The sequence below is a fragment of the Mycobacterium lentiflavum genome (assembly GCF_022374895.2).
GTDB classification, from domain to species: domain Bacteria; phylum Actinomycetota; class Actinomycetes; order Mycobacteriales; family Mycobacteriaceae; genus Mycobacterium; species Mycobacterium lentiflavum.
Map to the genome: position 1 here is coordinate 2,290,330 of NZ_CP092423.2, position 12,050 is coordinate 2,302,379.

The window sequence follows — 12,050 nt, forward strand, 5'->3', positions numbered from 1 at the left end:
TTCATCGAGCCAGTCGTGCGCGCAGGGCCCGCACGAATCCGGTGGCGAGGTCCGCCAGGTCGCCGTGAACCCACACCACCAGGGCATCGCCCTCAGCGAAGCCGGGGTTGAGTTCGGTGTAGAACTGCACGTCGGGTTCGTGATCGAGCCGGCGCAGGCGCGACACATCGCGCGGCACCCCGACACCCTGTACCACCCAGGGGTCCTCGCCCATCGGGACGTAATGCCGGCGTGCTCCCAGCGCACGTACCAACGCTTCGACATGGGCAGGCGTCGGGGTCGTGCGGCTCGGGTACAACCGGGGCATCGTCAGCGCGAATCGGCGGTAGACCGCCGCGGTGGTGCACCGGGTCATGTACGCCACCCGCAGGCGTGGATTACGCAATTTGGTGATCAGTCCCTCGCGGAGCAGAAAGAGCGCGCCCGAGGCTCCACCGTGATACCCCGGGCGGAAGAACATGCCCCCGCACAACGCCGCGTGGATGCGACCGCAGTGTTCGATCTTCTCGGTGCTGGCGTAGCAGAATCCCGCGAGCTCATCGTGCGCGCCGTAAAAGAGCGCGAGGCGAACTTCGCCGGCACCGAAGACCGCCAGCCGCTCGAATTCGTCACTCGTGCAGCCGCGCATCGTTTCGGAGTAGATGGCGTAGAGCCGATCGACCAGCGCGGCCCGCTGTCCGGGCTGCAGCGATTGCGATCGCAGGTACTGTCTGCGCACGATCGCTTTGGCCGCGGCGGGGCGCGGCGAAGCGCTGGCGGTGATGACCTGTGCGCAATCGATCGGACCGAGCGATGCCACGGCACACGACTCATTAGCATGCGAACGCGCGCTGCGCATGGAAACTCCTATATCGGATTTAAAATTGCGGACAAGTGAGGGGTTTGCCCGCCCGCGCTAGGAATCTTTGCATTAGGTGGGAAGGTTCGCAACTGATAATTCTTGATGAATTCACGCAGTCGCGTTAATGAAGTCGGCTGCGAAATCCGCTCGCATCGGCCTTCGTCATGGCCGCGGTCACTACGGTGTCAAAACCCGTTATTGCCAGCTAAACCCGGATATCCGACGAGATCGTGACCCGGCCGGCGATATGCTTGGGCTCGATGATTAGCCCGCTTAAACTACTTGTCGGTCGTTGGTAACCGGGTATTCCCCTGGCATTGCCCTGAGTGGTTGTGAATTCTCGCCATTATACGTAGATTCAACAGGTTCGCTATTGATGTGCATTCCGCGATATTGCGATAATTCTCTGAACTGCGGATAGCCATTTTTGTTTCGGCGAAGTAGCGCGGTCATCACAGGCCGCTCGGACCGGCGGGCGCGTCCCCCGTCGTCGGGCGAGCCGCGAAATGCTACGCTGCCCGACAGTCGACATCCTTTAACGATCCGTCCGGAGAGGCGGAGAAGGAGGTCAGGGTTTCGCATGAGTGCCGCGGGTGATTCCGCATCCGGCCGCGAATTGATGTCGGCGGCCGACGTCGGCCGAACGATTTCTCGTATCGCCCATCAGATCATCGAAAAGACCGCGCTCGATGGTCCCGACGCGCCACGCGTGGTGCTGTTGGGAATCCCGACCCGCGGGGTCAGTCTGGCCGCTCGGCTGGCCGCCAACATCAGGGAATTCTGCGGCGTCGACGTCGGTCATGGCGCACTCGACATCACTTTGTACCGTGACGATTTGATGACCAAGCCGCCCCGGCCGCTGGAGGTCACCTCGATCCCGGCCGGGGGCATCGACGACGCGTTGGTGATTCTCGTCGACGACGTGCTGTATTCCGGTCGCTCGGTGCGCTCTGCGCTCGACGCGCTGCGCGACGTGGGCAGACCGCGAGTCGTACAACTGGCGGTACTGGTCGACCGCGGCCATCGGGAGCTGCCGGTGCGTGCCGACTACGTGGGTAAGAACGTGCCGACCTCGCGAACCGAGAGCGTGCACGTGCAGCTGCGCGAGCACGACGATCGCGACGGCGTCATCATCTCGCGGGGCTCCGAATGAAGCGAGAGCCATGACCCGACATCTGCTGGCCGCCGGCGACCTCAGCCGCGACGACGCCACGGCGATCCTCGACGACGCCGACCGGTTCGCACAGGCGCTGGTCGGGCGTGAGGTCAAGAAACTCCCCACCCTGCGTGGGCGCACCGTGGTGACGATGTTCTACGAAAACTCCACGCGCACCCGGGTGTCGTTCGAGGTGGCCGGGAAGTGGATGAGCGCCGACGTGATCAACGTCAGCTCGTCCGGGTCGTCGGTGAGCAAAGGGGAGTCGTTGCGCGACACCGCATTGACGCTGCACGCGGCCGGTGCCGACGCGCTGATCATCCGGCACCCGGCCTCTGGAGCCGCGCACCTGCTGGCCGACTGGACCGCGCACTCCAACAGCGAACACGGTGGCCCGTCAGTGATCAACGCCGGCGACGGCACCCACGAACATCCGACACAGGCGCTGCTGGACGCGCTGACCATCCGCCAGCGCCTCGGCGAGATCGAGGGCCGGCGCGTGGTGATCGTCGGCGACATCCTGCACAGCCGGGTCGCGCGCTCCAACGTGATGCTGCTGGCAACGCTGGGCGCCGAGGTGGTGCTGGTGGCGCCGCCGACCCTGCTGCCGGTCGGTGTCGACAGCTGGCCGGCCACCGTCTCCTATGACTTCGACGCCGAGCTGCCCGCCGCCGACGCCGTGCTGATGCTGCGGGTGCAGGCCGAGCGGATGAACGGCGGGTTCTTTCCGTCGGTGCGCGAATACTCGGTGCGCTACGGCCTTTCGGACCGGCGCCAGGCCATGCTGCCCGGCCACGCGGTGGTGCTGCACCCCGGCCCGATGGTGCGCGGCATGGAGATCGCGTCCTCGGTCGCGGACTCGTCGCAATCCGCGGTGCTGCAACAGGTTTCAAACGGTGTGCACGTGCGGATGGCCGTGCTGTTCCACGTACTGGTGGGCACCGAATCGGTCGGAAGCGAGGGGGCCGCGTGACTGTGCTGCTGCGCGGGGTTCGGTTGTACGGCGAGGGCGAGCGCGTCGACGTTCGGGTCGACAGTCCCGGTTTTGAGGGCCAGATCGCCGAAATCGGGACCGGTCTCGACATTCCCGAGACCGCCGACGTGATCGACGCCACGGGCCAGGTGCTACTGCCGGGGTTCGTGGACCTGCACACCCACCTGCGCGAGCCTGGCCGCGAATATGCCGAGGACATCGAAACCGGTTCAGCAGCAGCCGCTTTGGGCGGATTCACGGCGGTGTTCGCGATGGCGAACACCAAACCGGTGGCCGACAGCCCGGTGGTCACCGACCATGTCTGGCATCGCGGCCAGCAGGTCGGCCTGGTGGACGTGCACCCCGTCGGCGCGGTCACCGTCGGATTGGCCGGCACCGAGCTCACCGAGATGGGCATGATGGCCGCCGGTGCCGCACAGGTGCGGATGTTCTCCGACGACGGCAACTGCGTTCACGATCCGCTGATCATGCGCCGCGCCCTGGAATACGCCACCGGGTTGGGCGTGCTGATCGCCCAGCATGCCGAGGAGCCGCGGCTGACCGTGGGCGCGGTGGCACACGAAGGACCCACCGCCGCCCGGCTCGGACTCGCGGGATGGCCCAGGGCCGCCGAGGAATCGATCGTCGCGCGTGACGCGCTGCTGGCCCGCGACGCAGGCGCCCGCGTGCACGTCTGCCACGCCTCCACCGCGGGCACCGTCGAGCTTCTGAAATGGGCTAAGGGTCAAGGTATTTCAATCACCGCCGAGGTGACGCCGCATCATCTGATGCTCGACGACACCCGGCTGGCCGGCTATGACGGAGTGAACCGGGTTAATCCGCCGCTGCGAGAGGCGTCCGACACGATCGCGTTGCGTCAAGCGCTGGCCGACGGGGTAATCGACTGCGTGGCCACCGACCATGCCCCGCACGCCGAGCACGAGAAATGTTGTGAGTTCTCCGCGGCCCGCCCCGGCATGCTCGGCCTGCAGACGGCGCTGTCGGTGGTGGTGCAGACGATGGTGGCGCCCGGGCTGCTCAGCTGGCGCGATGTCGCCCGGGTGATGAGTGAAAACCCTTCGCGCATAGTCGGATTGCCCGATCATGGGCGGCCGCTGGAGGTGGGGGAGCCGGCCAACCTGACCGTGGTGGACCCGGATGCGACCTGGACGGTCACCGGGGGTGAGCTGGCCAGTCGCTCGGCCAATACTCCGTACGAGTCGATGACGTTGCCCGCCACCGTGACGGCCACGCTGCTGCGCGGCAAGATCACGGCTCGGGACGGGAAGAGCCCCGCATGAATTCTTCGACGCTGGTGGGGTCGCTGATCTTCGCGGCCGTGCTGGTCGTGGTCATCGCGGTGGTCATCCAGATGATGATGCTGGGCTGGCGCCGACGCGCCCGGCGCCAGGACGAGCTGATCGGCGACCTGCCAGGGGTGCCCGACGTGGTGGGCCCGGCGACGACGACGCTGCGCGGCGTCTACCTCGGTTGCACGCTGGCGCCGGAGTGGAACGAACGGATCACCTCGGGCGATCTCGGGTATCGCAGCAGGGCGGTGCTGAGCCGCTACCCCGAGGGCATCCTGCTGGAACGCAGCCGCGCCAACCCGATTTGGATTCCCCAGCAAGAGATTACCGAGATACGCACCGAGCGCGGCATGGTCGGCAAGGTCGGCGCCCGCAACTCGATACTGGCGATCCGGTGGCGGCTGCCCGCAGGTGTCGAGGTCGATATCGGATTCCGGGCCGGCAACCGCGACGAATACGACGGCTGGCTGGAGGAGGCGGCGTGACGGGTAAGGCTCAACTGGTACTCGAGGACGGCCGCGTCTTCACAGGCACATCGTTCGGCAAGATCGGCCAGACCCTGGGGGAGGCCGTCTTCTCCACGGGCATGTCGGGCTATCAGGAGACGCTGACCGACCCCAGCTATCACCGCCAGATCGTGGTGGCCACCGCGCCGCAGATCGGCAACACCGGCTGGAACGGCGAGGACGCCGAAAGCCGGGGTGACAAGATCTGGGTCGCCGGTTATGCGGTCCGCGATCCGTCACCGCGCGCCTCGAATTGGCGTGCCACCGGGACGCTCGAGGACGAGCTGATCCGCCAGCACATCGTCGGGATCGCCGGCATCGACACCCGCGCGGTGGTGCGCCATCTGCGCAGCCGCGGCTCGATGAAGGCCGGGGTGTTCTCGGGTGACGCGCTCGCCGAGCCGGACGAGTTGCTGGACCGGGTGCGCGACCAGCAGTCGATGCTCGGCGCCGATCTGGCCGGCGAGGTCAGCACCCCGGGCGCCTACGTCGTAGAACCCGAAGGCCCGCGGCAATTTACGGTCGCCGCTCTGGACCTGGGGATCAAGACCAACACGCCGCGCAACTTCGCCCGGCGCGGAATCCGCAGCCACGTGTTGCCGGCGTCGGCCACCTTCTCCCAGATCGCCGACCTGCACCCGGACGGGGTGTTCTTGTCCAACGGGCCCGGCGACCCGGCTACCGCCGACCACGTCGTCGCACTCACCCGCGAGGTGCTGAACGCCGGAATCCCGTTGTTCGGCATCTGTTTCGGCAATCAGATTCTGGGCCGGGCGCTCGGCCTGTCCACCTACAAGATGGTCTTCGGTCATCGCGGCATCAACATCCCGGTCATCGACCACGCCACCGGGCGGGTCGCGGTCACCGCGCAGAACCACGGCTTCGCACTCGAGGGTGAGGCCGGCCAGCAGTTCGACACGCCGTTCGGCCAGGCGATCGTCAGCCACACCTGCGCCAACGACGGAGTGGTGGAGGGTATCAAACTGCTTGATGGACGGGCATTTTCGGTGCAATACCATCCGGAGGCCGCCGCCGGCCCGCACGATGCCGAGTATCTGTTCGACCAATTCGCCGACCTGATGGCATCCCACGACAGCGGAAGGGGCCGCTAGTGCCACGTCGCACCGACCTGCGCCACGTGCTGGTGATCGGCTCCGGGCCGATCGTCATCGGTCAAGCCTGTGAATTCGACTACTCGGGCACCCAGGCGTGCCGGGTGCTGCGGGCCGAGGGCCTGCAAGTCAGCCTGGTGAACTCCAACCCGGCCACGATCATGACCGACCCCGAATACGCCGACCACACTTACGTCGAACCCATCACCGCCGCCTTCGTGGAGAAGGTGATCGTCCAGCAGGCCGAGCGCGGCAACAAGATCGATGCCCTGCTGGCGACCCTGGGCGGGCAGACCGCGCTCAACACCGCGGTCGCGCTGTACGAGAACGGGGCGCTGGAGCGCCACGGCGTCGAGCTGATCGGTGCCGACTTCGACGCCATCCAGCGCGGCGAGGACCGGCAGATGTTCAAGGACATCGTCGCCAAGGTCGGCGGTGAATCCGCGCGCAGCCGAGTGTGTTTCACTTTTGCCGAGGTCCGGGAGACGGTCGAAGAGCTCGGTCTGCCGGTCGTCGTGCGACCCAGCTTCACGATGGGCGGCCTGGGTTCGGGCATGGCGCGCTCGGTCGAGGAGGTCGACCGGATGGCCGGGGCCGGGCTGGCCGCCAGTCCCAGCGCCAATGTGCTGATCGAGGAATCGATCTATGGCTGGAAGGAATTCGAGCTCGAGCTGATGCGCGACGGCAACGACAACGTCGTGGTGGTGTGCTCGATCGAGAACCTCGACCCGATGGGCGTGCACACCGGCGACTCGGTGACCGTCGCGCCGGCCATGACGCTGACCGACCGGGAATACCAGCGGATGCGCGACCTGGGCATCGCGATCCTGCGGGAGGTCGGCGTCGACACCGGCGGTTGCAACATCCAATTCGCGATCAACCCGACCGACGGCCGGCTGATCGTCATCGAGATGAACCCGCGGGTATCCCGTTCCAGCGCACTGGCTTCCAAGGCCACCGGCTTCCCGATCGCCAAGATCGCCGCCAAGCTGGCCATCGGCTACACCCTCGACGAGATCGTCAACGACATCACCAAGGAAACCCCGGCCTGCTTCGAGCCCACTCTGGACTACGTCGTGGTCAAGGCACCGCGGTTCGCCTTCGAGAAGTTCCCCGGGGCCGATCCCACCCTGACCACCACGATGAAATCCGTCGGCGAGGCGATGTCGTTGGGCCGCAACTTCGTCGAGGCGCTCGGCAAGGTGATGCGCTCGCTGGAAACCGACCGCGCCGGCTTCTGGACGAAGCCCGACGAGCAGGGCGACGTCGAAGAGGTGCTGACGCGGCTGCAGACGCCGACCGAAGGCCGGCTGTATGACATCGAGCTGGCGTTGCGGCTGGGCGCTTCGGTGGAGCGGGTCGCCGACGCCGGCGGGGTAGACCCGTGGTTCGTCGCGCAGATCGGCGAGTTGGTGGCGCTGCGCGCGGAGCTGGCCGCCGCCCCGGTGCTCGACTCCGATCTGCTGCGCCGCGCCAAGCACAGCGGATTGTCGGACCGCCAGATCGCCGCCCTGCGGCCGGAACTGGCCGGGGAGAACGGCGTGCGCTCGCTGCGTGAGCGCCTCGGCATCCACCCCGTGTACAAGACGGTGGACACCTGCGCGGCCGAGTTCGAGGCCAAGACTCCTTACCACTACAGCAGCTACGAACTCGACCCCGCCGCCGAGACCGAGGTCGTCCCGCAGACCGAGAAGCCCAAGGTACTGATCCTCGGCTCGGGGCCGAACCGGATCGGGCAGGGCATCGAATTCGACTACAGCTGCGTGCACGCGGCAACCACGTTGAGCCAGGCCGGTTTTGAAACCGTCATGGTCAACTGCAACCCCGAGACGGTGTCCACCGACTACGACACTGCCGACCGGCTCTACTTCGAGCCGCTGACCTTCGAGGATGTCCTCGAGGTGTTTCGCGCCGAAGCGGAGTCGGCCAGCGGGGGTCCGGGCGTGGTGGGCGTCATCGTGCAACTCGGCGGTCAGACCCCGCTGGGACTGGCCCAGCGGCTCGCCGATGCCGGTGTTCCGATCGTCGGCACCCCGCCGGAGGCCATCGACCTGGCCGAGGACCGCGGCGCCTTCGGTGACGTGCTGAGCGCGGCGGGACTGCCGGCCCCCAAGTACGGCACCGCAACGACTTTCGCGCAGGCCCGCCGGATCGCCGACGAGATCGGCTACCCGGTGTTGGTGCGACCGTCCTACGTGCTGGGCGGGCGCGGCATGGAGATCGTCTATGACGAGGAGACGCTGAAGAGCTACATCACCCGCGCCACCCAGTTGTCTCCCGAGCACCCGGTGCTCGTCGACCGCTTCCTCGAGGACGCGGTCGAAATCGACGTCGACGCACTGTGTGACGGCTCCGAGGTGTACATCGGCGGCATCATGGAACACATCGAGGAGGCCGGAATTCACTCCGGCGACTCGGCTTGCGCGCTGCCGCCGGTCACGCTGGGCCGCAGCGACGTCGAAAAGGTCCGCCGGGCGACCGAGGCGATTGCGCACGGGATCGGGGTGGTCGGGCTGCTCAACGTGCAGTACGCGCTCAAGGACGATGTGCTCTACGTCCTGGAGGCCAACCCGCGCGCCAGCCGCACCGTGCCGTTCGTGTCGAAGGCCACCGCGATCCCGCTGGCGAAGGCGTGTGCCCGGATTATGTTGGGCACCACCATCTCTGCGCTTCGCGAGGAAGGCATACTGGCGGCGACCGGAGACGGGGCCAACGCGGCCCAGGACGCTCCGATCGCGGTCAAGGAGGCGGTGTTGCCCTTCCATCGGTTCCGTCGCGACGACGGGTCGGCCATCGATTCGCTGCTGGGCCCCGAGATGAAATCCACCGGCGAGGTGATGGGCATCGACCGGGACTTCGGCACCGCCTTCGCCAAGAGCCAGACCGCCGCGTACGGATCGCTGCCGGCCGAAGGCACGGTGTTCGTGTCGGTCGCCAACCGCGACAAGCGATCGCTGGTGTTTCCCGTCAAGCGCCTGGCCGACCTCGGCTTCCGGGTACTGGCTACCGAGGGCACCGCGGAGATGTTGCGTCGCAACGGAATTCCCTGCGACGAGGTGCGCAAGCACTTCGAGCCACCGCAGCCCGGGCGCCCCGCGATGTCGGCGGTCGACGCGATCAGGGCGGGGGAGGTCGACATGGTGATCAACACGCCCTACGGGAACTCTGGTCCACGCATCGACGGATACGAAATCCGTTCCGTCGCGGTGTCGGTCAATATTCCCTGCGTGACGACCGTGCAGGGCGCATCGGCCGCCGTGCAGGGCATCGAGGCCGGTATCCGCGGTGATATCGGGGTGCGTTCGCTACAGGAGCTGCACAGCGCGATCTCACCCTTGGGCCCGACCGAAAAGCAGGCTCGATGACGGGGTTTGGCGTCCGGCTGGCCGAGGCCAAGGCGCGCCGCGGGCCATTGTGTCTGGGCATCGACCCACACCCCGAGCTGCTGCGGGCGTGGGAGCTGCCCGCCACCGCCGACGGTGTCTCCACGTTCTGCGACATCTGTGTGGAGGCCTTTGCCGGCTTCGCCGTCGTCAAGCCCCAGGTGGCCTTCTTCGAGTCGTACGGCTCGGCCGGCTACGCGGTGCTGGAACGCACGATCGCCGCGCTGCGCTCGGCCGGGGTGCTGGTGTTGGCCGACGCCAAGCGCGGGGATATCGGCACCACGATGGCGGCCTACGCCGCGGCCTGGGCCGGCGACTCACCGCTGGCCGCCGACGCCGTGACCGCCTCGCCGTATCTGGGGTTCGGCTCGTTGCGCCCGCTGCTGGAAGCCGCCGCAGCGCACGACCGCGGGGTGTTCGTGGTGGCGGCGAGTTCCAACCCGGAGGGTGCGACCGTGCAGCGTGCCACCTTCGACGGCCGCGCGGTGTCCCAGCTCGTCATCGACCAGGCGGCGGTGGTCAACCGGGCGTCGAACCCGAACGAGCCCGGATACGTCGGCGTGGTCGTGGGCGCGACGGTTTTCGAGGCGCCCGACGTCAGCGCGCTGGGCGGGCCGGTGCTGGTTCCGGGCGTCGGCGTGCAGGGCGGCCGTCCCGAGGCCCTGGCGGGCCTGGGTGGGGCCGCTCCGGGCCAATTGCTGCCCGCCGTGGCACGCGAGGTGCTGCGGGCCGGACCGAGCGTCTCGGACCTGCGCGCAGCGGGCCAACGAATGCTGGACTCGGTCGCCTACCTAGGCGCGCCATAGCGGGTCCGTCGGCGCCCCGGTTAACAGCGTCGGAATCTTTCGCCACCGACTTCGGCCCGACGACCAGGTGTTTGTCCGCGCCGCGACACGCGCGACACGCCACGGCAAATCGTGATCCCCGGCACGAGCCCCTGCGGCTATCCATCGGCGTCAACCGCGACGCTCCCGCACCGCGCCGCGGTACCGCCCCGCCCAACAATAAAACAGCAGCTAGGAGCCATAATCCTGATCCTCGCCCGGACGGCTCGGCGGCCGCTCGCGGGCCGAATCCGGGCGCTCCCAGCGATGCCGAAGCATGCCGAGGAGAGCATGTGTGAGCGCGGCACAAGCTGGGCATTTAACCTCGTAACCAGGGGGTCGGGTTAGATTTCGTCAGGAAGCGTGAGTACGGTCGTCTCCGCTGGGCCCAAGTACCCGGCAGAGACACGAGATTGATCTAGATACGGAGGAATCGTGGCCCTTCCCCAGTTGACCGACGAGCAGCGCGCGGCCGCGTTGGAGAAGGCGGCTGCCGCACGTCGAGCACGAGCAGAGCTGAAAGACCGTCTCAAGCGCGGTGGCACCAACCTGACCCAGGTGCTCAAGGACGCCGAGAGTGATGAAGTCCTGGGCAAGATGAAGGTATCTGCGCTGCTTGAGGCGTTGCCGAAGGTGGGCAAGGTCAAGGCGCAGGAAATCATGACCGAGCTGGAGATCGCTCCGACCCGCCGTCTGCGTGGTCTCGGCGACCGTCAGCGCAAGGCCCTGCTGGAAAAGTTCGGCTCCGCCTAGTTCGCCGACGATGCAGGCCGAAAGGCCTGAGGAGAAGGCGGACACTCAAGCCCAGCCGACCTGCGGCGATGCGGGCCAGTTGGCCCTCGGGCGCGCCGACCCAGGAGCGCCGGTGAACGTCGACGAAGGACCGGACGCCGAGCACCGCGCACGCCCTGAGCCATCCGGCAAGGGGCGTGTGGTGGTGCTGTCCGGTCCCTCAGCGGTCGGCAAGTCAACAGTGGTCCGGTGTCTGCGAGAGCGGGTACCGAACCTGCATTTCAGTGTCTCGGCTACGACGCGGGCGCCGCGGCCGGGCGAAGTCGACGGCGTCGACTACCACTTCGTCAGTCCGGCCCGTTTCCAGCAACTCATCGACGAGGGCGCCCTGCTGGAGTGGGCCGAGATCCACGGTGGACTGCAGCGATCGGGTACTCCGGCGGCACCGGTCCGGGCCGCGATGAGCTCGGGATTTCCGGTGCTCATCGAGGTGGACCTGGCCGGAGCCCGGGCGATCAAGAAGGCGATGCCGGAGGCCATCACCGTGTTCCTGGCCCCGCCCAGCTGGGCGGATCTGGAGGCCCGGCTCCTCGGGCGTGGCACCGAAACGCCGGAGGCCATGACGCGCCGCCTGCAGACCGCCCGGGAGGAACTGGCAGCTCAAGACGACTTCGACCAGGTCGTGGTCAACAGTCAATTGGAGTCTGCGTGCGCGGAATTGGTATCCTTGCTGGTGGGAAACGCGCCTGGGCCGGCCTGAACCGACTCGTCCGACGCGATCAAGAATCGAAGTTTCCAGTTATTTCAACCGCTCTTCAACGAGACCGAGCGCCAGGAGAAAGTCTTACGTGAGTATTTCGCAGTCCGACGCGTCGCTGACCGTCGTGGATCAATTCGATCCTTCGGCGGGTGGACCGCGCGCCTACGACACCCCGCTGGGCATCACCAACCCGCCTATCGACGAACTGCTCGACCGCGTGTCGAGCAAGTATGCGCTGGTGATCTACGCGGCCAAGCGCGCCCGGCAGATCAACGATTACTACAACCAGCTCGGCGAGGGCATCCTCGAGTACGTCGGCCCGCTGGTTGAGCCGGGGCTGCAGGAAAAGCCGCTCTCGATCGCGATGCGTGAGATCCACGCCGACCTGCTCGAGCACACCGAGGGCGAGTAACAGGACGGGGCCGGGCGCCGTGATCAGGTCTGAGTGCCACT

General features: G+C 67.2%; 11 protein-coding genes. 10 read left to right on the plus strand and 1 reads right to left on the minus strand.

What is annotated here, in order from left to right:
• Position 1: 1 nt before the first annotated feature.
• The gene (locus tag MJO58_RS11020; protein WP_239722842.1) at positions 2-799 is read right to left on the minus strand and encodes a hypothetical protein; all 798 of its coding nucleotides are present in this window, start codon (positions 797-799) and stop codon (positions 2-4) included.
• Between the two features lie 622 nt (positions 800-1,421).
• On the opposite strand from MJO58_RS11020, the gene pyrR reads away from it, so the two are divergent.
• The 10 genes from pyrR to rpoZ all read left to right on the plus strand — a co-directional run bounded on the left by pyrR (position 1,422) and on the right by rpoZ (position 12,009).
• Positions 1,422-1,994: a bifunctional pyr operon transcriptional regulator/uracil phosphoribosyltransferase PyrR gene (gene pyrR / locus MJO58_RS11025; RefSeq protein ID WP_239722844.1), complete on the plus strand. Its 573-nt coding sequence runs from the start codon at positions 1,422-1,424 to the stop codon at positions 1,992-1,994.
• A gap of 10 nt (positions 1,995-2,004) precedes the next feature.
• Entirely contained in the window at positions 2,005-2,970 is a 966-nt protein-coding gene (locus tag MJO58_RS11030) for an aspartate carbamoyltransferase catalytic subunit (protein WP_239722845.1), read from the plus strand.
• Entirely contained in the window at positions 2,967-4,271 is a 1,305-nt protein-coding gene (locus MJO58_RS11035; protein WP_239722847.1) for a dihydroorotase, read from the plus strand. Before MJO58_RS11030 ends, MJO58_RS11035 begins: the two co-directional genes overlap by 4 nt.
• Complete coding sequence (locus tag MJO58_RS11040; protein ID WP_239722848.1) at positions 4,268-4,765, plus strand: PH-like domain-containing protein; 498 nt, start codon at positions 4,268-4,270, stop codon at positions 4,763-4,765. The genes MJO58_RS11035 and MJO58_RS11040 overlap by 4 nt, the downstream gene beginning before the upstream one ends.
• A complete protein-coding gene (gene carA / locus MJO58_RS11045) occupies positions 4,762-5,898 on the plus strand; it encodes a glutamine-hydrolyzing carbamoyl-phosphate synthase small subunit (protein ID WP_090601540.1) in 1,137 nt (378 codons plus the stop codon). Before MJO58_RS11040 ends, carA begins: the two co-directional genes overlap by 4 nt.
• Positions 5,898-9,263: a carbamoyl-phosphate synthase large subunit gene (gene carB / locus MJO58_RS11050; protein ID WP_090601541.1), complete on the plus strand. Its 3,366-nt coding sequence runs from the start codon at positions 5,898-5,900 to the stop codon at positions 9,261-9,263. Before carA ends, carB begins: the two co-directional genes overlap by 1 nt.
• Entirely contained in the window at positions 9,260-10,087 is an 828-nt protein-coding gene (pyrF, locus tag MJO58_RS11055) for an orotidine-5'-phosphate decarboxylase (RefSeq protein WP_239722849.1), read from the plus strand. The genes carB and pyrF overlap by 4 nt, the downstream gene beginning before the upstream one ends.
• A gap of 453 nt (positions 10,088-10,540) precedes the next feature.
• Positions 10,541-10,858 (plus strand): integration host factor, actinobacterial type, encoded by a 318-nt coding sequence (gene mihF / locus MJO58_RS11060; RefSeq protein WP_003407240.1) that lies wholly within the window; start codon positions 10,541-10,543, stop codon positions 10,856-10,858.
• 112 nt (positions 10,859-10,970) lie between these two features.
• Complete coding sequence (gene gmk, locus MJO58_RS11065) at positions 10,971-11,597, plus strand: guanylate kinase (RefSeq protein WP_239723225.1); 627 nt, start codon at positions 10,971-10,973, stop codon at positions 11,595-11,597.
• A gap of 88 nt (positions 11,598-11,685) precedes the next feature.
• Positions 11,686-12,009, plus strand: coding sequence for a DNA-directed RNA polymerase subunit omega (gene rpoZ / locus MJO58_RS11070; RefSeq protein ID WP_239722851.1), 324 nt, complete (start codon positions 11,686-11,688; stop codon positions 12,007-12,009).
• The last annotated feature ends 41 nt before the right edge of the window (positions 12,010-12,050 follow it).

Bases quoted from the DNA above. Each gene is read 5' to 3' on its own strand.
- pyrR (WP_239722844.1), top strand. From the start codon at position 1,422: ATGAGTGCCGCGGGTGATTCCGCATCCGGCCGCGAATTGATGTCGGCG.
- MJO58_RS11030 (WP_239722845.1), top strand. From the start codon at position 2,005: ATGACCCGACATCTGCTGGCCGCCGGCGACCTCAGCCGCGACGACGCC.
- MJO58_RS11040 (WP_239722848.1), top strand. From the start codon at position 4,268: ATGAATTCTTCGACGCTGGTGGGGTCGCTGATCTTCGCGGCCGTGCTG.
- pyrF (WP_239722849.1), top strand. From the start codon at position 9,260: ATGACGGGGTTTGGCGTCCGGCTGGCCGAGGCCAAGGCGCGCCGCGGG.